This is a genomic window from Acinetobacter sp. P1(2025) (genome assembly GCF_051390655.1).
GTDB classification, from domain to species: Bacteria; Pseudomonadota; Gammaproteobacteria; order Pseudomonadales; family Moraxellaceae; genus Acinetobacter; species Acinetobacter junii.
Map to the genome: position 1 here is coordinate 1 of NZ_JBPKBJ010000048.1, position 25225 is coordinate 25225.

General features: G+C 37.1%; 27 protein-coding genes and 1 pseudogene. 15 read left to right on the top strand and 13 right to left on the bottom strand.

The window, feature by feature from the left end:
- Positions 1 to 74: pseudogene (locus ACSC97_RS12380) on the top strand (type II toxin-antitoxin system HipA family toxin); the annotation flags it as partial.
- Here ACSC97_RS12380 and ACSC97_RS12385 read toward each other — a convergent pair.
- From ACSC97_RS12385 to ACSC97_RS12410, 6 genes are all read right to left on the bottom strand, one after another.
- Positions 71 to 550 carry a hypothetical protein gene (locus ACSC97_RS12385; RefSeq protein WP_436661232.1) on the bottom strand — a complete coding sequence of 160 codons (480 nt, stop codon included), beginning with the start codon at positions 548 to 550 and terminating at the stop codon, positions 71 to 73. The pseudogene ACSC97_RS12380 and the gene ACSC97_RS12385 overlap by 4 nt on opposite strands.
- A 176-nt stretch (positions 551 to 726) precedes the next feature.
- Positions 727 to 1818, bottom strand: a complete 1092-nt coding sequence (locus tag ACSC97_RS12390; protein ID WP_004954481.1) for a 3-deoxy-7-phosphoheptulonate synthase — start codon at positions 1816 to 1818, stop codon at positions 727 to 729.
- Between the two features lie 118 nt (positions 1819 to 1936).
- The gene (locus ACSC97_RS12395; RefSeq protein ID WP_204379426.1) at positions 1937 to 2824 is read right to left on the bottom strand and encodes a sulfite exporter TauE/SafE family protein; all 888 of its coding nucleotides are present in this window, start codon (positions 2822 to 2824) and stop codon (positions 1937 to 1939) included.
- Between the two features lie 116 nt (positions 2825 to 2940).
- Positions 2941 to 3231, bottom strand: coding sequence for a DUF1634 domain-containing protein (locus ACSC97_RS12400; RefSeq protein ID WP_436661235.1), 291 nt, complete (start codon positions 3229 to 3231; stop codon positions 2941 to 2943).
- Complete coding sequence (locus ACSC97_RS12405; RefSeq protein ID WP_436661237.1) at positions 3228 to 4784, bottom strand: PepSY-associated TM helix domain-containing protein; 1557 nt, start codon at positions 4782 to 4784, stop codon at positions 3228 to 3230. The genes ACSC97_RS12400 and ACSC97_RS12405 overlap by 4 nt, the downstream gene beginning before the upstream one ends.
- Before the next feature lie 3 nt (positions 4785 to 4787).
- A complete protein-coding gene (locus ACSC97_RS12410) occupies positions 4788 to 5081 on the bottom strand; it encodes a hypothetical protein (protein WP_125298688.1) in 294 nt (97 codons plus the stop codon).
- Positions 5082 to 5324: 243 nt separating this feature from the next.
- Here ACSC97_RS12410 and lpxB point away from each other — a divergent pair, with 243 nt between their 5' ends.
- Positions 5325 to 6500: a lipid-A-disaccharide synthase gene (gene lpxB, locus ACSC97_RS12415; RefSeq protein WP_165395612.1), complete on the top strand. Its 1176-nt coding sequence runs from the start codon at positions 5325 to 5327 to the stop codon at positions 6498 to 6500.
- A 39-nt stretch (positions 6501 to 6539) separates the two neighbouring features.
- Here the strand turns inward: lpxB and ACSC97_RS12420 are convergent, their stop codons facing one another.
- Positions 6540 to 7409 carry a DUF2797 domain-containing protein gene (locus tag ACSC97_RS12420; RefSeq protein ID WP_130575627.1) on the bottom strand — a complete coding sequence of 290 codons (870 nt, stop codon included), beginning with the start codon at positions 7407 to 7409 and terminating at the stop codon, positions 6540 to 6542.
- Positions 7410 to 7446: 37 nt separating this feature from the next.
- Between ACSC97_RS12420 and ACSC97_RS12425 the strand changes: the two genes are divergently transcribed.
- Both ACSC97_RS12425 and ACSC97_RS12430 read left to right on the top strand, forming a co-directional pair.
- On the top strand, positions 7447 to 7908 hold the full coding sequence (locus tag ACSC97_RS12425; protein ID WP_130575565.1) for a DUF6231 family protein: 462 nt from the start codon (positions 7447 to 7449) through the stop codon (positions 7906 to 7908).
- A 131-nt stretch (positions 7909 to 8039) separates the two neighbouring features.
- Positions 8040 to 8663, top strand: a complete 624-nt coding sequence (locus ACSC97_RS12430; protein WP_130575564.1) for a YidB family protein — start codon at positions 8040 to 8042, stop codon at positions 8661 to 8663.
- Positions 8664 to 8725: 62 nt separating this feature from the next.
- Here ACSC97_RS12430 and ACSC97_RS12435 read toward each other — a convergent pair whose 3' ends face one another.
- The 5 genes from ACSC97_RS12435 to ACSC97_RS12455 form a co-directional block, all read right to left on the bottom strand.
- Positions 8726 to 9841: a porin gene (locus ACSC97_RS12435; protein WP_099948707.1), complete on the bottom strand. Its 1116-nt coding sequence runs from the start codon at positions 9839 to 9841 to the stop codon at positions 8726 to 8728.
- A gap of 248 nt (positions 9842 to 10089) precedes the next feature.
- Positions 10090 to 10503 carry an HIT family protein gene (locus ACSC97_RS12440; protein ID WP_004954452.1) on the bottom strand — a complete coding sequence of 138 codons (414 nt, stop codon included), beginning with the start codon at positions 10501 to 10503 and terminating at the stop codon, positions 10090 to 10092.
- 89 nt (positions 10504 to 10592) lie between these two features.
- Positions 10593 to 10862, bottom strand: a complete 270-nt coding sequence (locus tag ACSC97_RS12445) for a YARHG domain-containing protein (RefSeq protein WP_004954451.1) — start codon at positions 10860 to 10862, stop codon at positions 10593 to 10595.
- 350 nt (positions 10863 to 11212) lie between these two features.
- Positions 11213 to 12085: an NAD(P)-dependent oxidoreductase gene (locus ACSC97_RS12450; RefSeq protein ID WP_130575563.1), complete on the bottom strand. Its 873-nt coding sequence runs from the start codon at positions 12083 to 12085 to the stop codon at positions 11213 to 11215.
- Positions 12086 to 12088: 3 nt separating this feature from the next.
- Positions 12089 to 13174, bottom strand: coding sequence for an alpha/beta fold hydrolase (locus ACSC97_RS12455; protein WP_004954448.1), 1086 nt, complete (start codon positions 13172 to 13174; stop codon positions 12089 to 12091).
- Positions 13175 to 13520: 346 nt separating this feature from the next.
- Between ACSC97_RS12455 and ACSC97_RS12460 the strand changes: the two genes are divergently transcribed.
- The 11 genes from ACSC97_RS12460 to aroC all read left to right on the top strand — a co-directional run bounded on the left by ACSC97_RS12460 (position 13521) and on the right by aroC (position 23504).
- Positions 13521 to 14708 (top strand): O-succinylhomoserine sulfhydrylase, encoded by a 1188-nt coding sequence (locus ACSC97_RS12460; RefSeq protein WP_004954447.1) that lies wholly within the window; start codon positions 13521 to 13523, stop codon positions 14706 to 14708.
- A 12-nt stretch (positions 14709 to 14720) separates the two neighbouring features.
- Entirely contained in the window at positions 14721 to 15050 is a 330-nt protein-coding gene (locus ACSC97_RS12465; RefSeq protein WP_004915785.1) for a YbaB/EbfC family nucleoid-associated protein, read from the top strand.
- 67 nt (positions 15051 to 15117) lie between these two features.
- Positions 15118 to 15714, top strand: a complete 597-nt coding sequence (gene recR / locus ACSC97_RS12470) for a recombination mediator RecR (RefSeq protein WP_004915789.1) — start codon at positions 15118 to 15120, stop codon at positions 15712 to 15714.
- A gap of 287 nt (positions 15715 to 16001) precedes the next feature.
- Positions 16002 to 17144, top strand: a complete 1143-nt coding sequence (locus ACSC97_RS12475) for a ribonuclease D (RefSeq protein WP_436661243.1) — start codon at positions 16002 to 16004, stop codon at positions 17142 to 17144.
- 102 nt (positions 17145 to 17246) lie between these two features.
- Positions 17247 to 17552, top strand: coding sequence for a YcgL domain-containing protein (locus ACSC97_RS12480; protein WP_004915797.1), 306 nt, complete (start codon positions 17247 to 17249; stop codon positions 17550 to 17552).
- Positions 17545 to 17931 carry a hypothetical protein gene (locus ACSC97_RS12485; RefSeq protein ID WP_125298695.1) on the top strand — a complete coding sequence of 129 codons (387 nt, stop codon included), beginning with the start codon at positions 17545 to 17547 and terminating at the stop codon, positions 17929 to 17931. Before ACSC97_RS12480 ends, ACSC97_RS12485 begins: the two co-directional genes overlap by 8 nt.
- A 39-nt stretch (positions 17932 to 17970) precedes the next feature.
- Positions 17971 to 18822, top strand: coding sequence for an AAA family ATPase (locus ACSC97_RS12490; protein ID WP_087539323.1), 852 nt, complete (start codon positions 17971 to 17973; stop codon positions 18820 to 18822).
- A 12-nt stretch (positions 18823 to 18834) separates the two neighbouring features.
- Positions 18835 to 20022 (top strand): vWA domain-containing protein, encoded by a 1188-nt coding sequence (locus ACSC97_RS12495; RefSeq protein WP_004915807.1) that lies wholly within the window; start codon positions 18835 to 18837, stop codon positions 20020 to 20022.
- A gap of 37 nt (positions 20023 to 20059) precedes the next feature.
- A complete protein-coding gene (trpB, locus tag ACSC97_RS12500) occupies positions 20060 to 21265 on the top strand; it encodes a tryptophan synthase subunit beta (protein WP_125298696.1) in 1206 nt (401 codons plus the stop codon).
- Between the two features lie 125 nt (positions 21266 to 21390).
- Complete coding sequence (gene prmB, locus ACSC97_RS12505) at positions 21391 to 22401, top strand: 50S ribosomal protein L3 N(5)-glutamine methyltransferase (protein WP_130575557.1); 1011 nt, start codon at positions 21391 to 21393, stop codon at positions 22399 to 22401.
- Positions 22402 to 22412: 11 nt separating this feature from the next.
- Positions 22413 to 23504 (top strand): chorismate synthase, encoded by a 1092-nt coding sequence (gene aroC, locus ACSC97_RS12510; RefSeq protein WP_130575556.1) that lies wholly within the window; start codon positions 22413 to 22415, stop codon positions 23502 to 23504.
- Between the two features lie 99 nt (positions 23505 to 23603).
- Here the strand turns inward: aroC and ACSC97_RS12515 are convergent, their stop codons facing one another.
- A complete protein-coding gene (locus ACSC97_RS12515; protein WP_004954432.1) occupies positions 23604 to 24833 on the bottom strand; it encodes a GGDEF domain-containing protein in 1230 nt (409 codons plus the stop codon).
- Between the last annotated feature and the right edge of the window lie 392 nt (positions 24834 to 25225).

The window sequence follows — 25225 nt, forward strand, 5'->3', positions numbered from 1 at the left end:
TGGGTTATGTATCACCTTTTGAGTTTGAAGCAATGTACTATGATAAGATTAACCCGTTAGGTCAGGTGGCCTAACTTAAATAAAAAAGTCTCCGACAAACCCGGTACGGTTCAGTCCACGCATAGCATAGGCATCGTACACGAGTAAACCAAGCCAATAAAAATACAAAAATAATTGCAATAAAAGGAACAATTGCAGCAGCGTCAACACCATAAGTACATAAAGGACAATGCTTCATGATCTTGCTTGCAAGCGCAAAAACTTCTTTAGCATGATCACTAAGTAGATTATTTTTTTGATGTTGAAGATGCTGTTCATGCTGCGTTTTATCGTGCATAGCATGATGGTGATGACTTGAATGGCTATCTGAATCTATTAAGCTATTTTGAATATTTGTAACTTGGCAGTGACTCGGCATTGCATACAGTGCAGGTACAACGCCACTATGAACCATCGTGGGTAAGAAAATATGCCAGAGTAAACAAAGCAAAGTTATCGTGCCAAGACAGGCACGCCACTTTAGCAAATGTTGACGGAAACTGGACTTCATATCAATGATATGACACAGTGGAAATGTGGCAGCAGTATAGTTAAAAAAACATTGCACTACAAAACATATCTTAAACAGATGAATCAGTATTCAAGATCACTTTATTGGGGATTTATCGAGCTTTTTACGTAAAAAAAACAGGCTCATGAGAGCCTGTTTTATATCTATATTAAAGATTAACGATTTGGTAAAACGTCTTTTAATGCTTCATGCATCTCTAGTAGGGCTTTTTCTGTTGTTTCCCAGTCGATGCAGCCATCAGTTACTGATTGACCATAAACAAGATCACATAAGTTTTCAGGAATATCTTGACGACCACCTTTCAAATGACTTTCAACCATAATGCCTACGATTGACTTATTACCATCAAGAATTTGCTCTGTGATGTTTTTAAGAACTAAAGGTTGTAAGTACGGATCTTTGTTTGAGTTAGCATGACTGGTATCGATCATGATTTTATTGCTTACTTTGGCTTTTGCTAAAGCAGCTTCAGCTTCAGCAACAGAAGTTGCATCATAATTTGGCTTACCGTTACCACCACGTAAAACTACGTGTGCGTAAGGATTGCCCTTAGTATTAATAATTGCAACTTGACCGTTTTCATTTAGGCCTAAGAAGCTATGGCCGTGTTTTACTGATTGCATTGCATTCGTTGCAACTGTTAAACCGCCATCTGTACCATTTTTAAAGCCAACAGGTGAAGATAACCCAGAAGACATTTCACGGTGTGTTTGACTTTCTGTTGTACGAGCACCAATCGCTGACCAAGAAATTAAATCTTGGTAGTACTGAGGTGAGTTAGGATCAAGTGCTTCAGTTGCACAAGGCAAACCTTTTTCATTTAATTCTAGTAAAAGACCACGACCAATATGTAACCCTTTTTCAATATTGAAAGAGTCATTCATATCAGGGTCATTAATTAAACCTTTCCAACCTACTGTTGTACGTGGTTTTTCAAAATAAACACGCATAACTAAATAAAGCGTATCTTTTACTTTTTCGCTTAGCTCTTTCAAGCGATCAGCATACTCATTTGCAGCTTTAGGATCGTGGATCGAACAAGGGCCAATAACGACAAACAAGCGCTTGTCTTTACCATCTAAAATATTACGTACAGTTGCACGTCCTTGTAATACAGTTTGCGACGCAGCCTCAGATAAAGGAAGATCAGCTTTCAGTTCCGCAGGGGTAATTAAAGTTTGAATGCTTTTAATGTTAACGTCGTCGATATCTGGCTGAGAAACTGGATTTGACTGTAGAGTATTCATTGCTGTCACAAATTTAATCAAAAGAAGAGGTTATTTTGTCTACGAATATAGCACGAAATGCCGACTGATTAACTAGTTATAATCATATTTTATGTAGAAACAATCGGCATTTTGCTACTTAAACTGCGCTTGTAGAAGTTGTTGTTTGCTGAATCACGACAGCTTGATGAGTTTCTACTGGCTTTGGTTTCGCTTTGATCGGGTTAACCATAAAATTAATCCCTAGCGCAAATAATGTGATACCTAGAATTTTACGAATCAAACGTTCTGGCATATGCGAGCTGATCAATGTGCCTGCAATAATTGCTGGAATAGAACCAACCAATAACCACATCAATAATGTAAAATCGACGTTGCCTGAAGACATATGGCTTAGGCCAGCAACTGCTGTCAATAATACTGCGTGTACAACATCAGAACCAATAATACGAATCATAGGTAGATTTGGGAACATAATTACTAAAGCCATGATGCCAAAAGCACCAGCACCTACAGATGATAGTGTAACGAACACACCTAAGATGATCCCCATGATGACGATATAATGGCGTTTATGTTGTAAAGCATGTTGCTCGCTTTCCATATTTGCTTGTTCGCGATTACGGAAACGGTCAAAGAACTTTTCAATTTGCGCACGAAAGACAATCGAGATACCTGTCAAAGTCAACATAAAACCAAGTACCATGGTTAATACAGCTTTGTAGTGCGTTGATTGACTTAAATAATGTTCTAAAACCCATGAGGTTGCGAATGACGCAGGAATACTACCGATTGCTAGCCAAATAACGATTGGCCAAACGATATTGAGTTTCTTTGCATGAACAACTGAGCCACAGAATTTAGAGATTGATGCATAGAGCAAATCAGTACCAATTGCGATATGTGGTTCAATTTTGAAAAGGCTAATAAGAATAGGAGTCATCAAAGAACCACCGCCAACACCTGTGATACCTACACAGAAGCCAACCAAGACCCCAGCCATGATAAATTCAATAGGACCAAACATTACCAATATGCCTAATTATGCAAAAACAGGCATATCTTATGCTTTTTTGAGATAACTCGTTGTGATGAATAATGATTTACTTATGCAAAAAAAAGCTAAAGGAAGATTTTTTAACGTCATTTGTGTTTGACTCTAGGAGTTAAGACATGATTAATTTTTAAAACCAATAGGAAGGTGATGGGTGTTGTAAATATCCACCAACTGACGAATCCGATCGATATTCCCTCAATCCAACATAATAAACTTCCTGAAATTAGGAATAAAAGAAAAGCCAAGATTCGAAATTGCACTTGATAGGTCGTCATTATTTTTTGATATTTCAAATGAACTTTAGACTGTTGTTTAGAACTACAACGATACAAGATGAACATACCGATTAAAGTCAGTAATAAACTAAAGAAAATCACACATTCACTCCATTTTTAATCAGTTTGCTTTTAATTTTCTGAGTTGACTTGATTTGTATTGGCTGAATGTTTTTATAAATGAATGCTGCAAAACAAGCACAGGCAACAAAGAATAGATCAACACGTAGAAATAACCAGTAACTTTCCAAGTTTGCTATAAGGTCATGATTAAGCAAATAGAACAGGTTATATAAGGGTAAACTAAAAGCGAGTAGAGCAAAGATCACAATCTGAGATTTCCATAAATATTGCTTAGGTGTGAATAAAGCCAATACAAAACTAAGCATCCAAACGCTAAAAAATGTATAAATTTCATAATTAAGATCAGCGCTAGGACTTGATATCAACCGATTTACTAAAAAATAGCTCAACATAGCAATCGGAAGACCAATAAAACTTGCAATATTTAAGCGATCAACAAGGTAGTAACCAAAATGGAATTTTGGGGACTTATACTGAATTTGTCGTTTAAGACTCCACAGCAATAGCCCTGACGCAATCATCAGACAGCCAAGAACTCCTGAGCAAAAAAAAGCAAATCTTAGAAAAGGTTGGGCAAAAGTTGCCATGTGAAGTCCATAAACTCCAGCATTTAGGGTAGCTATAGCACTATTATTTCTAGTATTACTTAATATCTTTCCCGCTCCATCAAATACGATTTGCGGTTGATTTAGCGTGATTGAACGATCTTCAAGTTGTTTGATCGTTATTACGGCTTGATCCGTATTTGGATTTTTAACTTCAAAAGTAGCAAGTGATTGATCTCCCCATTGTTGTTTGATTCGAGTCAAAAGATCCTCTGTCGATATCATGTTGCTAATTTGAGGGGATGTTATCGTATTTGAATTCGTAGCTACGGTTCGTATTTCAGTGAAATATTGATAAGGATTTTCTGGATAAAGTTTTTTCATTCCCCAAGGGAGATATAAATAAAAGAAAATGGCTAAGCCTGTAAACGTTATCGTCAGAAAAAAAGGAAGAGCTAAAACTGATGTCACATTATGAAAATCAAGCCAAGACCGTTGTGATTTAAATGTTCTGAGTGTAAAGAAGTCGGTAAATATCTTTTTGTGGGTAATAATGCCAGATACCAGTGCAATTAACATGATGAATGCTGCAAGGCTTGCGATGAGCCTGCCAATAAACACAGGCATGCCGTATAACTGAAAATGAAAATTGTAAAAAAAGTCGCCGCCTTGAGTATGAGGTAATTCAAGTTCTTTGCCAGTATTAGCGTCTAAGCTTTTACTTTCGTAACCACCACTAGCTTTTTCCCAATAAATTTTATTTACAGGTTCTTCAGAATTAGCAACTTTTAAATACCACGTTTTAGCATCACTAGCATTTTGGGATAGGTAATGAGTTGCAGTTAGGATTGCCGTATCCTGATTGATTTGATATTGCGCAAGTTGTGGCTGCATCCATAAAGTGATTTGATGCCGATAGTAGGAGCTTGTACCCATCAAAAAAATAGCAAATAGCAGCCATCCGAAAATTAAGCCCGTCCAAGTATGTAGCCAAGCCATTGACTGGCGAACACTTTTATTCTGCATTTTTTAATTCAAACCTGCTGATAAGCCAAATAGAAATATGGTGATTGCGAAACTTGTTAGGGCGAGCTTAGATAAAGAAGAAAAACAAAATCCAACAATGATAAAGCTGAGATAAAAAAATATGGAAATGAATGCTGCTAGATAAATTGCTTCAGCCTTGGCTAAAAAGGTCTGAAAAACTTGAGTAAGGCTCATACATAAAAAAGCTGTACATACATACCCGATCACAAACGTTAAAAAGAAGCGAAATAAAACATTTAGTTTATCGCTATATGTATTTAAAGAAGTCTTAGACATGAGTTCACAATGATGTTAAATAGAATAAATTACATATGAAAATGATTCTTGTTTATATTAATGTGCTAATCAATTCTATTCAATTTGACTTTAATCGTAAATATAAATGGATATATAAATAATTAATGCTAATACAGATGATTCTTAATGTTCACTAATCAAGAACAAATTGTCATCTTTGATGCGATTCAATGTAAAATCATTTTGTTAAAATATTTCAAACATTTGAATGGGGCAGTTGTCTTGTTAAAGCAAAAACTAAAAATTGGGATCGTTGTGGGTGAAGTTTCTGGTGATACGCTAGGAGTTAAACTCATGCGTAGTTTTCGCGAACAAGGCATAGATGTTGAATTTGAAGGTATTGGTGGTCCGCAAATGATCGCTGAAGGTTTTCATAGTTATTATCCTATGGAAATACTATCTGTGATGGGAATTGTGGAAGTCCTTAAAGACCTAAAAAAATTATTTGCTGTACGTGATGGTCTAGTTGAACGATGGACTGAACGTCCCGTAGATATTTTTATAGGAATAGATGCGCCAGATTTCAATCTACGTCTATCTAAAACGATTAAAGAAAACAATTTACCAATCAAAACAGTTCAATATGTGAGTCCTTCAGTTTGGGCTTGGCGTCAAGGACGAGTTCATGGCATTAAACGAAGTATAGATTTAGTCCTTTGTTTGTTTCCATTTGAAAAAACATTCTATGAAAATTATGAGGTGCCAGCAGCATTTGTAGGACACCCTTTAGCAAAACAATTACCTCTCAAGAATCCGATTATTGAAGCGAAACATCAATTAGGTTTAGCCGCAAATAAAACTCACATCGCATTACTTCCTGGCAGTCGTCGCGGTGAAATCGAACGATTATTGCCATTATTGACGGATGCTGCCGAGATTTTACATCGAAAATATCCAGAGCTTGAGTTTCTGATACCTGCAATCAATGATGCTCGTAAGCAACAGATAGAGCAGGGTTTACAGAATGTAGGGACTAGTTTAAAGGCTAAAATTCATGTTTTAGAAAATTCAGATGCTGAATCAAAAATTGGACGTATGGTGATGAATGCGAGTGACATAGTTGCTTTAGCATCTGGCACAGCGACACTTGAAGCGATGTTATTGCACCGTCCGATGGTGACATTCTATAAATTAAACTGGTTAACCTATCTAATTGCGAAATTTTTAGTCAAAATACCATATTATTCTTTGCCCAATATTATTGCTGGCAAAAAGGTAATTGAAGAATTAATACAAGCAGATGCAACGCCACAGCATTTAGCAACTGCAATTGAGAAATTGATGGATCACGAAACTGCACATATTCAAATGATGCAACATCTTAGTATGCATAAGCAGCTCATCTCAGGGAATACCGAAGATCCAGTCCAAGCGATATTGAACTGTTTGAGCTCTTGATAAATAAAAAGGTGGCAACGTAACCACCTTTAAAGCCATTCAAGCTCTAAGAATTAGTTCATAGCCTGTATATTTTCGAATATTGATCACTCCAATATCAAGTATCAGGTATTGACCTTTAATACCTTGTAATACACCGCGTATTTTTGGAGTCTTATCTAAATTTAGTGATTTTATTTTTTCAGGATATTGTTCCACAGGGTATATAAACTCATGTGGTATTTCATTTTCTAGTAATTCTAGATTTTCATTGAACTCTAGATTTTGACTGAACTCATCACGAATACTTTGAATCTTAGGTGCAAATTCTTCAATAATCTGATCGCGCTGTTCAATTAAATTTAGTGGCTCAGCTTCGCCTTTAAGCAATTTACGCCAATCAGTTTTATCAGCGATTTGAGTGCCAAATAATGTTTCTAAATATCCTGATAAACGGCGTGAACCCACTTTCATGATTGGGAGAGCTTGTGTCGCACCTTGATCTAACCAACGTGTTGGCATATTCACGATACGGGTGATTCCGATTTTTAAGGCACTAGAGTTCGCTAAATAAACAATATGTGGTTGGAAGCAGACATTGTGTGCAAAATCATTTTCACGGCATGTACCTAAATGATAATGACAGGTTTCAGGCTTCATAATACATAAGTCACATTCAGCTTTTGTTTTAAAGCATTTAAAGCAATGTCCTTGCGAATATGATTTAGGTGTCTTTGCACCACAAGATGTACAAAAAATATTTCCAGTCCATTCAATCTCTAACTCTTGACCTAACACAAACGGTAGATCAGTTTCTGAGCGATCTAGGATAAATTTATATTCAACATTTGCCTTGCGTGTTGATTGATCAGTTACACTATGCGTTTTGAGTGCTGCATGCATTTTATGGCAAATGCCCTGTAGTTCCATTAATAAACTCTCATCTTTCTCAATCAAGGGTTGCAGTATGGCTGAACAAAATGTCATCACTTCTATGCTAGACGATTTATCTAAAGAACAGCCGATTCATACTGCACTTTGTATAGGTCAGAAAATTGACCAAAATGCTTCTATTCAATGGAATTATTTTAACGTAACTGACTTTTTAAATCTGCCTTTTACACAGCGATATGATTTAGGTTTTGTATTATTTGATACAGAAGAAATGCAAACTATCACTGATTCTCAAAAATCCCAACTATTAGTCAAGCTTCGAGATTTGATGGCAAAACGTATCGTTGTCGTGAGTAAATTAACTGATGAAAAGTTACTGCGTTCACTTGGTTTTACTCAATTGATTGATAAAACCACGCATGAAAGCGATTTTGCTTTATGGCAGTTTAATATTTTGACGTACAAACATGTTCCTGACTGGTTTAATTCTAAGTTCTGGGCAAATCCTGAAAACTGGGATAAGTTCCGCTGGTGATCAGGCTGGATTTAGCTAAGCTAAATCTTTGCTTTTGATTGCAAGTTCTTGCAAAAATTAACAAATCATCTTTGTTTTGTTTTTTCAAAGCAGCGTATTCTTTTGGAATAAATAATTCCAAAGGATAAGTCATGACGGATTTAGCAAACATTGTTGAAATACTGGCGAAACAGGCTTTAGGTGGACAACAGCAAACGACTGGGCAAAGTGGTTTGGGCGGAATTTTAGGTTCAGTTTTAGGTCAACTTGGTGGACAACAACAAAATAATCAAAACCAACAACAAGGTGGTTTAGGCGGAATTCTTGGTTCAGTATTAGGTCAGTTAGGTGCGGGAAATAGTAGTAATTCTACTCAGACCAATAGTAACCGCAGTGGTACAGCACAAACGTTATTGATAGCAGTTTTACCCTTAATTCTTGCATGGATTCAAAAACAAGGCGGTTTGCAAGGTGCTTTAGATAAACTAAAAAATGCAGGTTTAGCAAATCAGGTCCAAAGTTGGGTCGATCCACAGCTACAAAATGCTCAAGATGTTCCAACTCAAAATATTCAAAATTTATTTGATGATCAAGATGTTGAACAAGTTTCACAACAAACACAAGCGCCTAAACAGGCAATTTATGGTGCAATAGCATCAGTTCTACCACAAGTTATTGATTCTTTGACACCACAAGGCTCTAGTACAAATCCTCAAGAAGCAAATCAAGATATTCAGAATGTCTTAAATTTAGTAAGTGGATTCTTAAAAAAATAATCAATCAAAAAGAAAAGGGCATTCAAATGAATGCCCTTTTTTTGTAGAACGATAATCTCAAATTAGAAATTATATTCCATACCCGCACCTACAACAGTACGTTTGTTGTCTTCATCTTGCCAATCACGTTTTTGTTGAGCAACAATACCGTAGAAACGAGCTTGTTTGTTGAAACGGTAGTCTAAGCCAACGCCGTATTGGTCAAGTTTACGATCTTCAAAACCATCACGAGCAGTAGTAGCTGATTGGTATTGACCTTTTACAGCAAATGGAGTGTCACCAATCTTATAAGTAAGAGCAGCTACCCAAGCATCTTCTTCCAAACCTTTGTAGTTCGCAAGAATATCTTTACCATTAGTGTCTTTTTTACCAGTATTAAATGCTGTTAAATCATCTTTAGGCTCAGCATGTTGCCATAAAGCACCTAGAACTAAACCTTTAGCACCAATTACGCCAAAGTCCATAGAACCTGTCACACGGTAAGCATCAGAGTAAATATCTTTTAAGCTGTAAGCATTGTATTTACCTTGAACGCCCGAGTTACCTGCAACACCAAGAGCTAAACCAAGATCTTTGTTTTCGTAGTTAACAGAAGCAGAAACTGAATCACCGAAGCTATCACGCTTATCATCGTAACCAGAAGCACCTTCTTTCGAGTCAGAAGTATTTTCACCTTGTTGGAACATTACATTGAAAGTAAGACCAGCAAGTAATTTAGGGTCAGATTCAAAACCAATTACGTTGTTAAGGCGATCTTCACCATACATTGTATTTGTAATATCAAGAATTGTGTGGTCGTTATAAATATCTTGGTTGTTGCCAGCAGCAGTTTTAAAGTAAGAGTCAAATTTACCCACTTTAAGTGCACCGATACCATCAGATTTAAGACCGATGAAACGGTTACGAGCGCTAAGGTCTGTGTCTGAACCAGAACCATCAGTTGAAATAGCCCATTCAGCTAAATAGATTGCAGAAAGTTTGTCAGTTAATTTTTCTTCACCCTTAACGCCAATACGTGAAGCATTAGAGTTAACTTCAGTAACGTCACTTTCCCCATCAAAGTTTTTGTTATCAACATTGTCAAGTGTTACGTTTAACTTACCATACAATGTTGGTGCTGCTTGCGCTGCATTCATGGCTAAAGTTGCTACAGTAGCAGCAAGAAGCAATTTTTTCATTGAGATTTCTCCAAAACACTTTTTTGTAAATGGCTAATGCCTTAGTTACTGTTATAAGCTTGCTTGTGTACAAAAAGTTACACAGCTCACTGACTTGTATGCAGTATCGGAAAACTTTGTGACAGAGAAGTGAAAGAAAGATGACAGTTTGATGACGATTTATATTTAGTAATAATTATATTTATTATTGATTTTTATAGTAATAATAAAAAACGAAGTTATAACTTCGCTTTTTATTATGTGAAAAATTACAGTGCAGCTTTAATTTTTTCTGCTAATTCTTTAATTTTTTCTTGATCGCCCATCTTGGCAGCATGACGCCCCAATTCATGTACTGAACTTGGAATTAAGTGAAAATGCACATGAGGAACAGTTTGCCCAGCAGAAGCACCAGACAATTGCATTAAAACAATACCTTTTGCATCTAATGCAGTTTCAATCGCTCGAGCAATCTTTTGCACAATTTGAATGGTGTATGCAGCAGCATCCGCAGGTAAATCGAGTAGAGTTACTGCAGGTGTTTTTGGGATAACAAGCGTATGACCTTCCGCTTGGGGCATAATATCCATAAATGCGAGTACTTGATCATCTTCATAGACCTTAATCGCAGGTAATTCGCCACGTAAAATTCTCGCGAAAATATTTTGGTCATCGTATGCCATGATTAATCCTTTATATGATGTACTAAGTTAAAAAATTGCTCCCTTAATGATTTCAATAAGAGAGCTATAAATGAACTATTTAAGTAGTTTTATTTGCAATTAAGCTCTTTTTGCCGAGCTTTGATTTGATCGAGACGTTGTTGCTCTTTATCTGAAAATTTTGGCTTAGTCGTATGGCAGTTTTCATTACCATATTTAGCTTTAGCATCAGCGTCTTTAAAACAGAATCCTTTTGATGCATAGATGAGGTTGTAGTCATCTTGCAACTTTTTACATTCTTGTTCTGGTGTGGCAGCTTGGAGATTAAAACCAGTAAAAGAGATTAATCCTGCAATAACTGCAACCGTAAACTTATTCATGAGGTGTTCCTCTATTCAAAAAGGTATAAATCAAGGCTTTATGAAACGTTATTCATATGGCATTTGATCCCTACGTATTTACCAATATAAGGCTTATTCATGAAATTTCAATCAATGTGTATTGTTTGAGTGTAATTTTCACTTCATGATTTGTTCATATTTTAAAATAAAAAATATATTTTTCATTAACTTAAAGTGAGTTAATTAGCTTTAAATGTAATTTAATAATCTCAAGTTATAAACATTGAAATAAATTCAATATTCAAAGCACCACATATTTATGCAGTGCTATCTAATAAATTTCAGATATCAAATTGCCGATGAATAGAATATTGCATAAATAAAGAGTCTTATTTAAGCGTGATTTTAGTCCAAGATTCATACATTTTAACTGCAGCAGAGAAGTCACTATTGGATTCAGCAGTTAAGCTTGCAGCTTGAATGAGACTTTGTGCCAAAGATAGTATAGGTGCAGGTAATTTTGCATCGTGTACCAAATCTAGGGCAATTCCCGTATCTTTTGCTAATAAAGGCAGGGCAAAAGTAACAGGAAACTCTCGACTTAAAACACGTTGAGGGAAAATATTCTCAGTGACTAGACTTTTACCACTAGAAGCATTAATACAATTCAAGGCGGCATCTAGATTTACGCCATGTGCTTTTAATGTTGTAAAACCTTCAGCTACTGACCATAAATTTACAGCGAGCAACATGTTATTAATGGCTTTTACTGCAAAGCCTGCGCCAGACTCGCCTACGTGTTGAATAAGTTTTCCTAAAGCAGACATAGCAGGATAGGCTTGTTCAAATGCATCAATATCACCACCCACCATAAATGTTAGGGTTGCATTTTCTGCACCTATAGTTTGACCACTGACGGGAGCATCCAAAAATGCTACATCTTGAGCTTTGAGCTGTTCAGCTAGACGGCGTGCTGCATCAGGGACACCACTGGTACAATCAATCCAAATCGAACCTGATTTGATGTTGATACTGTTTATTAGGTTTTCAACATCTTGGCTGGTCGGTAAGCAAGAAAAAATCACATCGGCTTGCGCTGCTTGTTCGAGTTCAACGGCAATTGTTCCAAATTCTGTTGCATGTTGTTCGGCTTTACTAAAATTTCGGTTCCAAACAAAAACTGTGTCGAAATATTTTGGTAAATGAGCAGCCATGCGATATCCCATGGCACCTAAACCGATAAATGCAACAGATTGAGTCATAGTTTACCTTTTTAAATGTGTTGAACGTTCTTCTAGCCATTTTGTAAGTGTCGGCCAAAACTCGATTGAGCTATTTTGACTAGACATTAAACCTAAGTGTCCGCCAGGTATAAGAGTAAACGTGACATCTTGGCTATTTGTCAACTGAGTTAGTGGAAAAGCAGCATCAGCCGTTACCAATTGATCACTTTTACCAGCGCCAACTAATAGAGAACAGTTGATACCTTTTAACTCAATGGTTTTGTTTTTTAGTGTGATTGCACCATTTTTTAATGGGTTCTGCATCCAAACGTTAAATAGCATGTCTTGATTAATACCACCAGGATAATCAATCATATTGTTAAGAAAATGACTTAAAGTTGCATCTTCCTGAACTAGTTTTAGATTATCGAGATTTTTAAGCAGTTGGATATTGCCGTCGATCCAACCTTTAGGATCGAGTAACTTAAAGCCCAAAGAATTTAAAAAACCTGGTGAATGAATCATGAGTTTTGGGAGGCGATTGTAAATATAGTCTTTAATCGTCTCATTACGTGTTGTCACATAGGCGAGCGTTTTATATAACTTACCGATATAACCTGAAGCATAACTATCAATTGGACTACCCAATACGATTAGATTTTTTACTGCATCTGGTTGATGGCGTGCTGTATATAGCGTGACAAAAATGCCAGCCATACTCCAACCATGTAACGAGATTTCTTTAGATTTCGAATGCTTTTGAATTGCTTCAATGCAACGTGGAATGAACTTATCTATGAATGATAAGAAATCAATATGATAATTTTTATAAGTTAATTTACCCCAATCAATCAGGTACACGTCAAAGCCGCTTTCTTGAAAGTGTTTAACTAAAGAACGGTATGGATATAAATCGTATATATCCATATTAATCGCAAGTGGTGCAACGAAAACAAGAGGTTCCTTATAACGCTTGTTTTCAGAAGCATAGAATCTGACACGTGTTTGTTTAAATTCGGCAATAACTTGATAAGGTGTAGATTGAGATAAGACTAATTTGTCTGCTTCAAATACACGCATAGCGAGATGTTTAAAATTTATTTTTTGCTGTTCCACAAGCGATTTCATCTTTTTAAGTCTCATCATGAGTCAAGATTGCACGAAGTCTAAGCGATTATTGTATCTTTCGCCTTGACCTTAAATACCTTAGGCGCTCAAAATGTTGGCACATTTAGGCGGAATTTAATAACACTTTGTAATATGAATTTAATTTTTGTGCGTAAATTAATCAGATAGGATTCTAGAAGAGAGCAATAGTGATCTTATTGCTTGGTTTTATATTCAAATGTGAGAAAATTTTAGCCAAAGTTAAAATGGGCAGAAACCTATGGGTTCATTCTTTGCAATTTGCAAAACTGTCCAGAGTATAGAATAGAGTGTTCCTGAACCCATTAATCATAAGGCATACAAAACGATGAATCCAAATGATGATTTAGAATATCAACTAGATACGCTTGCAATTCGTACTGGTCATAACCGTACTTTTGAAGGTGAGCATAGTGAACCTATTTTTTTAACCTCATCGTTTGTATGTGAAAGCGCTGCTGATGCTGCTGCGAAATTTTCAGGTCAAGTCGCAGGCAATACTTATTCTCGATATACCAATCCAACAGTACAAGCCTTTGAGAAACGATTAGCTACACTTGATGGTGCTGAGCGTGCAGTTGCAACAAGTTCTGGTATGGCTGCTGTACATGCAATTTGTATGGCGTATTTGAAAGCGGGTGACCACGTCATTTGTTCACGTGCTGTATTCGGTTCAATTATTGCCTTATTTGAAAAATATGTAGCTAAATTCGCGGTTGAAGTCACTTTTGTCGATTTAGACGATCTTGAGGGTTGGAAAAATGCCTTACAGCCAAATACTCGTTTGTTATTTATAGAAACACCATCAAACCCTCTAGCGCAAGTTGGTGATATGCAGGCGATTGCAGATATTGCACATGCACATGGTGCTCTTTTCGCTGTAGATAACTGTTTCTGTACCCCAGCATTACAGCAACCCATCAAATTCGGGGCAGATTTAGTTCTATATTCTGCAACTAAATATATTGATGGTCAGGGACGTGCACTGGGTGGTGCCGTTGTTGGTAAAAATGATTTACTCGAAGAAGTGAATGGTGTGATCCGTACGCTAGGCAATTCAATGAGTCCTTTTAATGCGTGGATATTCTTAAAAGGCTTAGAAACATTGAGTTTACGTATGAAGGCGCATTGTGCGAGTGCTCAGATATTAGCTGAATGGCTCAAGCAGCATGATAAAGTTGAAAAGGTATATTATGCTGGATTGCCAGATCACCCAGGCCATGAATTGGCTAAGAAACAGCAAAAAGGTTTTGGTGGAGTTGTCTCATTCGTTGTGAAAGGAGAGCGTCAAGGTGCTTGGACTGTAATTGATAATACAAGATTCTTATCCATTACAAGTAATCTTGGTGATGTCAAATCAACAATTACACATCCTGCGACGACCTCACATGGTAGAATGTCGGCTGAAGCCAAACAAGCAGCAGGTATTGAGGAAGGTTTAATCCGTGTATCTGTTGGTTTAGAAGATATCAATGATATTATTCGTGATCTGTCACGTGGTTTAGATTTAATTTAACGAGAGAAAGTTATGAACATTAATATGCTCATGCAGCAAGCTCAGCGCATGCAAAAAGACATGGAAACAAATCTTAAAAAAGCCAAAGAAGAGCTTGCGAAAACTGAAGTCCATGCTGAAGCAGGTGGTGGCTTAGTTAAAGTAACTATGACTTGTCGCCATGTTGTAAAACGTATCGAGATCAGTCCTGATTTATTGCAAGATGAAGCGGACATGATTGAAGACTTGATCGCAGCTGCGATGAATGATGCTGCTCGTCAAGCTGAAGCGATTTCAGAAGAGAAATTGCAAGGTGCAAACTCTGGTATGGGGTTACCACCAGGCTTATCTGGCTTGTTCTAATTGATTACTCCCTAAGTTTGAAAAATAAGCTTAGGGGGATTCTTTCTACAAATATTCGAGTTAATTTGTGTTTAGTGAACGATTTGAACAATTGGTTCAAGCATTGCGTATTTTGCCGAGCGTAGGTCCTAAGTCTGCACAGCGTATGGCATTACATTTATTGATGAAGAACCGTGAAGGTGCTTTTGCACTCTCGTATGCATTGCATGAGGCCTCGAGTCATATTCACGAATGCAGAATTTGTCATTCACTCACTGAAAATGAAATTTGTGATATTTGTGCGTCGACAGAGCGTGATTCAAATTTACTGTGTGTGGTTGAGTCACCCGCTGATGTTATGGCAATTGAACAAAGTGGAAGCTTTAGAGGTAAATATCATGTTTTAGGTGGGCATCTATCACCACTTGATGGTATTGGACCTGAGGAAATAGGCATCCCATATTTAGTGCAGCGTTTAAGTGAAGGTCAAATTGAAGAAGTGATCCTAGCGACTAATGCAACGGTTGAAGGGCAAGCAACGGCACATTATTTGGTAGAAGCGACAAAACACTTACCAATACATATGACTCGAATTGCACAAGGTGTACCTCAGGGTGGTGAATTGGAATATGTAGACAGTCACACTTTGAGTCAGGCTGTACATAATCGAATGCGTATGAAATAAGACTAAGGTCGATATAATTTATATATTTATTTTAAATTCATGCTGTTAATTTAAACAAATAATTAAATTTTACATTTTGTCTTACATTATCATAGCTATAATTATTTAAATTTGTGGCACTATTGGCTGGCGAAATGGACTTTCGCTGATTTACAAATGGAATAGGGAGTAATTTCATGTTTTGCATGTGGAATACTGAGTAAATTTTTGCATCTGATCTCGCTTGAGCAATAACTGCAATGAAATCGTTGCATCGCTATGTTTTTAATTTTTTTACTTGAGCAATTATGTTTCAGTTTATCCAACAGCAAAAAGATCTAGCTGTTCTCCTCAATCAAATGGAACATTGTTCCACATACGCACTTGATACTGAGTTTATTAAGGTTGATACCTTATATCCTAAATTAGGCGTTTGCCAAATCAATGTAAATGATCAGGTTTCGTTGTTAGATGGCGCTGCGCTAGATTTATCTGATTTTTGGCGTAAGGTTTTTGATGCTCAGCAGAATATCTTTCATGCATGTGGTGAGGATATTGATCTGATTTATCATTACGCAGATCAAAAGCCATTAAAAAATGTATTTGATACGCAAGTCGCGATGGCTTTTCTTGGTCATGGTTTGCAGGTCAGCTATCAAAATGCATTAAAAACTTGTTTGAATATTGATATCGATAAAGACCAAACACGTTCGGACTGGTTAGCACGTCCACTTAGCCAAGAGCAAATGAGTTACGCAGCAAATGACGTACTATATTTAAATAAGCTGGCAGAAAGACTAAAGTTTGATCTTCAAACAAAGGGCTTATATTCCTATGTTTTAGAGGATTGCCAAAATCTGACTAAAGAAATCGCATTAGAGACACCATTATCTCAACTTTATACGGATATTGGTAATTATCGTCACTCTAGGCGTGAGTTGATGCAATTACAACAATTAAGCATCTGGCGTGAACAAATTACCAAAGCGATGAATCAACCGCGTAGTTTCATACTTAAAAATGCCACAATGATTGATCTAGTCGAAAAGAATCCGCGAAATACTTTTCAGTTGGCACAAGTTAAAGACATGCGACCAAATATTGTTCGTGAGCATGGTAAAACAATTTTAGATCTACTGAAATTTTTACCCCCTGAAGATGAATGGCCATTGCGTTTGGCGCGTCCTGTCAAAAACAACTCCAAAGAAATTGCACCTCGTGTTGATCTATTGATCGAAATGGTGGTCAATAAAACAGGTATTCCAAAGGAGGTGTTGTTACGTAAGAAGTGGTTAAATGCGATTTATGAGCATGTGGTCTTTCATCTAGATGAGCAAGATTTACCAAGCTATTTATTAGGTTGGCGCTATGATCTTTTGACAGAGCCGTTAATTGCACTTTTCAAAGAAGATATTGAGTTTTTAACAACTCAAATGAAGATTTCTAGGTAAATAAGAACAGTATAAAATACGACTGTAGCGTTAACATTCCTTAATGTACCTACAGTTTTTTTCATGTATGCTGTTTTTGATTGATAATGGTTGTGAGTAAACATGCACTGCGATATTTATAGATCGAGTAAAAAAGACGAAATGTATATTTATATTGCTCGTCCAAACTATCCTGAGGATAAAGATCAAGAGAATCCTCTAGAAGTCGTTCCTGAAAATGTCTTGCAAGCTTTTGGTAAAGCAACATTTGTAATGCACTTAGAGTTGCATGCTGAGCGTAAGCTTGCACGTGCAAATGTCTTGCATGTATTAGACTCTTTGCAAACCAAAGGCTTTTTTATTCAAATGCCACCAGAAGGTCTTATCAACCCGAATGCTGTAGAACCTGAGGGATTACGCGGTGCTTGAGACTCTAACGGCAATATGGTCACAAATTCTTTCGATCTTTGATCAATTTCCAGAAGAAAATGTAGCCATTATTGTTTATGTGACTGGAACATTGATTGCATTATGGTGCTGGTATCGTTTGATGTCGCGTTTACCGAATCCAGTAGGTGGAATACTTTGGATTATTGTTTTTGCAATTTTAGTCACACCAACCATCTCTGAGGGGCCTAATTCTGCATTAGCCCCAGCAATCTTTGGACTGATCTTCGGTGTACTTACCAAAGAGCATGTTCTTATTTGGTCAAATTTATCCTTAATTTTATTTGTAATTGGATTAGGATTACTGGTTGGGTTTTGCTGGTCTAAATACACTGCAAATAAAACAGGACACACGGTTTAAATCTACACACAGTTAAATATAGAAAAATAAGGTTTTAAAATGTCTGCTGATACACAACACTTTACTGGTACAGATCAATATATCGCAACCGATAGCCTCAAACTTGCTGTCAAAGCTGCACGAGCTTTACAAAAGCCTTTATTAGTTAAAGGTGAGCCAGGGACAGGTAAAACTTTACTTGCTGAGCAGGTTGCTGAAAGCTTAGGTTTGAAATTGATTACTTGGCATATCAAATCAACGACTAAAGCACAACAAGGTTTGTATGAGTATGATGCTGTATCTCGCTTACGTGATAGCCAGTTAGGTGATGATCGTGTATATGACATTAAAAACTATATTAAACCAGGTAAGTTGTGGGAAGCATTTACCAGCGAAGAACGTTGTGTATTGTTAATTGATGAAATTGACAAGGCAGATATTGAGTTCCCAAATGATTTGTTGCATGAGCTCGACAAAATGTCGTTCTATGTTTATGAGACAGGGGAAACAATTACCGCAACTCAACGACCTATCGTTATCATCACTTCAAATAATGAAAAAGAACTTCCAGATGCATTCTTACGTCGTTGCTTCTTCCATTATATTGAATTTCCTGATGAATCAACCATGCGCGACATTATTGCTGTTCATTTCCCAAGTATTTCTAATACGTTGGTGAGCGAAGCATTACAAATATTCTTTAAGTTACGCCAAGTCCCAAACTTGAAAAAACCACCATCAACATCTGAATTGATTGATTGGTTAAGCTTACTTATGGCTGATGATATGCCTGAAGATGTGTTGCGCAATCATGATAAATCAAAAGCAATTCCGCCACTGTATGGTGCTTTGATTAAAAATGAACAAGATGTGCAGTTACTCGAGCGTTTAGCTTTTATGTCACGCCGTTAAGAGTGTCTACCAATGTTTGTGAGACTGTTTTACACCTTACGTAAATATGGCGTTCCTGTTACCACCCGTGAATTGATTGATCTTAATCAGGCTGTGGCTTCAGGTCTTGTTTTCGCAGATCAAGACGAGTTCTATCAATTGGCTAAAACTGTTTTAGTCAAAGATGAACGATATTTTGATAAGTTTGATCGTGCTATGAAAGATTATTTTGATGGCATTGAAACTTTCGATTTAGATGAATTGCTTAAACAGGTTCATAAACTACCTAAAGATTGGTTTGATCTTGAGCTTTTAGAGAAACATCTAACACCAGAGCAACGTGAAGAACTGCAAAAGGCCGGTTCCCTCGAAGAATTGATGAAAATGTTGGAAGAGCGTTTACGCGAACAACATAAAAAGCATCAAGGTGGCAATCGCATGATTGGTACGGGTGGAACTTCACCTTTTGGCGCCTTTGGTGATCATCCAGAAGGTGTGCGTATTGGTGGGCCAGGACGCAAACGTTCAGCTGTAAAAGTATGGGAGCAACGTAAATACCAAAATCTTGATGATGATCAAGTTTTAGGTACACGACAAATGCAAATTGCTTTACGTCGCTTACGTAAATTTGCGCGACAAGGCGCAGCAGAAGAGTTAGATGTAGATGGTACGATCCGAGAGACTGCAAAACAGGGGATCTTAGACGTACAACTTGTTCCGGAGCGCCGTAACCGTATTAAGGTTTTGATGCTATTTGATGTTGGTGGCTCCATGGATGCTTATATTGCTGAATGTGAGAAGTTGTTTAGCGCTGCCAAGTCAGAATTTAAGACACTAGAGTATTTCTATTTCCATAACTGTCTCTATGACTATGTTTGGAAAGATAATCATCGTCGTAGTTCTACACGTATGAATACATGGGATTTATTTCATACATATGGGCGTGACTATCGTGTCATTATCGTAGGTGACGCGAGTATGGCGCCTTATGAGCTAAAGTCAGCGGGTGGCTCAGTTGAATATATGAATGATGAAGCTGGTGAGGTTTGGTTAAGACGATTACGCCAACATTTTGATAAAACAGCTTGGCTAAATCCTGAAGTAGAAGGCTATTGGCATTACACACAGACCATTGGTTGGATTAAAGAGATTTTTGAAAATCATATGTATCCGATGACCCTCAAGGGGATTGAGGATATGACTCGATATTTATCACGCTAAAAATTGACACTAATACTTTATAAGAACAGGAAAAGACATGGAACATCAAATTAATGGCATTGCTTTGCCTAATGAATTAGGCTTTTTTGGTAATTTTGGCGGTCAATTTATTCCTCCTCATTTAAAAGAGGCAATGGACGAAATTAACAATGCTTATGAAGAAATTCGTCATACAGCTGAATTTCAAGATGAACTTAATGATTTGTTTAAAAATTACGTTGGTCGCCCAAGCCCTTTATTTCATGCGAAACGTCTATCTGATCAACTAGGTGGAGCACAGATCTATTTAAAACGAGAAGATCTTAACCATACTGGTGCTCATAAAATTAATCACTGTTTAGGTGAGGCTTTGCTTGCTAAATATATGGGCAAAAGCAAGGTCATAGCTGAAACTGGCGCAGGACAGCATGGTGTTGCTTTAGCAACTGCTTGTGCATTAGTCGGTATTCCTTGTGAAATTCATATGGGACAAGTAGATATCGAAAAAGAACATCCAAACGTCGTTAAGATGAAAATTTTGGGTGCAAAGTTGGTTTCTGTTACTCAGGGGACTGCAACTTTAAAAGACGCCGTGGATAGTGCTTTTGAAGAATATTTAAAAGATCCTAAAAATTATATTTACGCGATTGGTTCTGTAGTTGGTCCGCATCCATTTCCCAAAATGGTACGTGACTTTCAGTCGATTATTGGAAATGAAATTAAAACTCAAGCAAACGAACGTTTTGGACAAAACCCTGATTATGTAGTTGCATGTGTAGGTGGTGGGTCAAATGCGATTGGTGCTTTCACTGCATTTTTAAATACCCCTGAAGTAAAACTTGTTGGCGTTGAACCAGCAGGTCATGGCTTAGATACTGATAAACACTCAGCTACACTCACATTAGGTAAACCAGGTCAAATTCATGGTATGGCGTGTTATGTGCTTGAGGATGATCAAGGAGAACCCCTACCTGTGCATTCCATTGCATCAGGTTTGGATTATCCTGGAGTAGGACCACAACATAGTTTTCTTAAAGAGTTGGGGCGTGTCCAATATGAAACAGCAACAGATCAAGAGTGTTTAGATGCATTTATGACGCTTTCGCGTGTCGAAGGTATTGTGCCTGCTCTAGAAAGTTCCCATGCGGTGGCTTGGGCATTACGTGAAGCACCTAAAATGGATAAAAATACGAAGATCGTCGTGAATCTTTCTGGTCGTGGAGATAAGGATTCAGACTATGTTGCTCAAAAGTTGGGTTTGTAATTTTCTACCTTGATTTAAATTTCATAAACCGTTTCTAGTCTGTAGAAGCGGTTTTTTACTATTAAATAGGCTTGAATCCCGTTAGAATAAAGCGTTTTTGCTATTTGCATTTTGGAGACGCCTAAGTGGAGCGACCTACAATCAGCCCTGAACATTTACAAGAAGCGGCTGAAAATTTAGTAACCATTCGAGATTTTATTCGTTTTGGTGTAACCGCACTTCGTCAATATGACGCACACTTAGGACAAGGTACTGAAGATTATTTTGCAGAAAGTTCAGCTTTAGTTTTACAAACTTTATCACTAGAGTGGAATGCAGATTCAGAAATTCTAGATGCGAAACTTTTGCCGAGTGAAAAGGCTGAATTCCTCAGTTTGTTAGAACGTCGAATCAACGAACGAGTTCCAACCTCATACTTATTGAATTTGGCATATTTCTTTAATAAGCCATTCTATGTCGATGAGCGTGTTTTGATTCCGCGTTCACCAATTGCTGAATTAATTGAACAGCGTTTTGCACCATACTGTTTAGATGAAAATGGACAAATGCTTGAAGCTTTAAATAGCTTACCTGTTAATCCAAATCCAAAAACACCGCAACGTATTTTAGATATGTGTACAGGTTCTGGTTGTATTGCAGTTGCATTAGCCTATGCATTTCCTGATTCTGAAGTAGATGCTACTGATATTTCTAAAGAAGCTTTAGAAGTTGCTTCAATTAATACAGAACATCACAACAAACAATATCAAGTTGCATTACTGGAATCTGATTTGTTTACAAAAATCCCAGCTGAAAATCAATATGACCTTATTGTCAGCAATCCACCATATGTGGATGCAGAAGATATGGCCGATTTACCAGAAGAATTTTTGCATGAACCTGAATTGGCACTTGCTGCGGGCCAGGATGGTTTGGATTTAGTGCGCAAAATGTTAGCTCAAGCTGCTGATTATTTGACTGAAGATGGTCTAATCGTCATCGAAGTGGGTAACTCAGAATGGGCAATGCGCCAAAACTTCAATACAGTTGATTTCCATTGGCTCACTTTCCAAAAAGGCGGTTCTGGTATTTTTGCATTAACTGCTGAACAATGCCGCCGTTATAAAGAAATATTTCAGCAATCTGTTCAAAGTTAAGGGGCTAAAACATGGCAGGGAATAGTATTGGGCAACTCTTTAAGGTAACAACATGTGGTGAATCGCATGGTGCTGGCTTAATGGCAATTGTCGATGGAGTGCCACCAGGTCTTGAACTGTGTGAAGCTGATTTACAACGTGATTTAGATCGCCGTAAGCCAGGTACCTCTAAGTTCGCAACACAACGTAAAGAGCCTGATGAAGTTGAAATCATATCAGGTGTTTTCGAAGGAAAAACAACCGGAACTTCGATCGGTTTACTAATTCGTAATACAGATCAAAAATCAAAAGATTACGGTAATATTGCTCAAACTTTCCGCCCTGGTCATGCTGACTATACATACACGCAAAAATACGGTTTCCGTGATTATCGTGGTGGTGGTCGTTCAAGCGCTCGAGAAACAGCAATGCGTGTTGCTGCAGGTGCTATTGCAAAAAAATACCTAGCCGAGAAATTTGGAATCGATATTCGTGGTCATGTCACTCAAATCGGTAATGAGGTTGCTGAGAAATTAGATTGGAATGAAGTGCCAAATAATCCATTCTTTTGTGGTGATGTTGATGCTGTCCCTCGTTTTGAACAACTTGTGACTTCATTACGTGAGCAAGGAACAAGTTGTGGGGCTAAACTGGAAATCCTCGCTGAGAAGGTTCCTGTGGGTTGGGGTGAACCTGTTTTTGATCGATTAGATGCTGATATTGCACATGCGATGATGAGCATTAATGCTGTAAAAGGCGTTGAGATCGGGGATGGTTTCGCTGTTGCGGGTCAATTTGGTCACGAAACTCGTGATGAACTCACTACAGATGGTTTTCTTGCAAATCATGCTGGTGGAATTCTAGGTGGTATTTCAAGTGGACAAACAATCCGTGTTGCAATCGCTCTTAAACCGACTGCTAGTATTACAACACCGGGTAAAACAATCACGATTGATCGTGAAAATACAGATGTATTAACTAAAGGGCGACATGACCCATGTGTAGGTGTGCGTGCTACACCTATTGCAGAAGCAATGTTGGCAATTGTATTGATGGATCATTTTTTAAGACATCGTGCTCAGAATGCAGATGTAGTTTCGCCATTTAAACCTATAGAACCATAAAATATAAAGACACCTATTATTAAATTAATAGGTGTCTTTTTTATCATTGGTTAAAATAATATAAAATTATTTAAATAAATTTAAATTACATTTTAGTAGTTATAATAACTCTGAAACTTTATTATTCGATGTTGCAATGTGATATTGGTTTCGACCATTACTTTTAGCAATATATAATGCGTGATCTGCTTGAGATACAAACTCTGAAAGACTGTCATTTAATGTTGGTGTAATGGTTGCCACACCAACACTGATCGTAACGTGCTTAGATATATTGCTTCGAGGATGCACAATACCAATATTTCTGATTAGTTCCATTAAGCGCTGAACTTGAATAATAGCCTGATCTCGATCAGTCATAGAGAACAATAGCAAAAACTCTTCACCGCCATAACGAGCAGCTAAATCTCCACTTCTTGATGCAATCGAACCCAACATAATTGCTATACGTCTAAGGCATTGATCACCTTGAATATGACCTAGTGTATCGTTATAGAGTTTGAAGAAATCAATATCAATCATCATGATGGTAAGTGGCATCTCATGTCGAGTGGCTCTTTTCCATTCGTTCTCAAGTACTTCATCTAGATAGCGACGATTTGCTAAGCCCGTTAAAGCATCTTGTTGAGATAAAATTGATAATTGCTGTGCTTGACGCATCAACTCAAGACGATTCAGTTCAATCATGCAATTTTGTAGATAGTTTTCTCGATGTTGTCGATCAGTTGCATAAGCTAAAGCCATGCCTAAAAAACTACTGAAGGTATATGTACGATGTAAATAAGTCCAATCAATAGAACCATTTAGCCAGGTACTAGCAGCTACGCCAATCAATCCACCAGCCCAACCAGCAATAATAGCTGTGTAAAAACGCATTCCAACGAAGCCATAAATAATTACGACGGCATACATCATTGCTGCGTGGAATAAAACGTTATTTTGACCTTGTTCAAGTACGTTGATAAGGGTAAATGTGATTGCAACGGCACCCATTGAACCCAAACAAACGTAATGATCAAACCACTTATTCAGTTTCGGTGCAAATGCAAGTAACCAAGCCAGCATAATGATAATGCCAACCCAGCCATAATAAGCAAACCATTCAAAACGCATGCCTGAAGGGAGAACTTGATAGATACCAAAGCTTAGAAATGCATATAACCCTAAAATAATAGGAGCTCTATAACGAAACTCATAAGCTGCTTCATTTCTATACTGATCTTTGTAGATCGATTCTAATTCTTTAGGAAACCAAACTAAATTTAGCCCGCGAGAAATTAACAAGTCGATTTGTTCTTGTCCCAAAATATTGGAAGCCTTCAACTTCATCTTATCTCTCACCACTCCCAAATATTTTTATACATGTAAAATAGGGATTATTTAAAAAACTATGTTGCATCGAATTAAATTAAAAATTTTTATTCGATAATAAAAAAATAATTAGTACAAAATTCAACTTTAATTAGTCCCCACGCATCATCCATTGATCAAATTTATTAAAATCTATTAAATAATATAATGATTCAGAGGAATAAAATATCAAACCCTTAAAAACTGTTACAAATTTACCAAGAATGATTGTATATTTGGAGCAATAAGATACAATTTTAGGACTTACGCATTGACGGATTCAAAAAAGTATTAAAATAGTTTATAAAGTATCTGTGATCAGACGAACTAAACATGCTTCTACAGCAACTTGTACATTACCCATTTATATG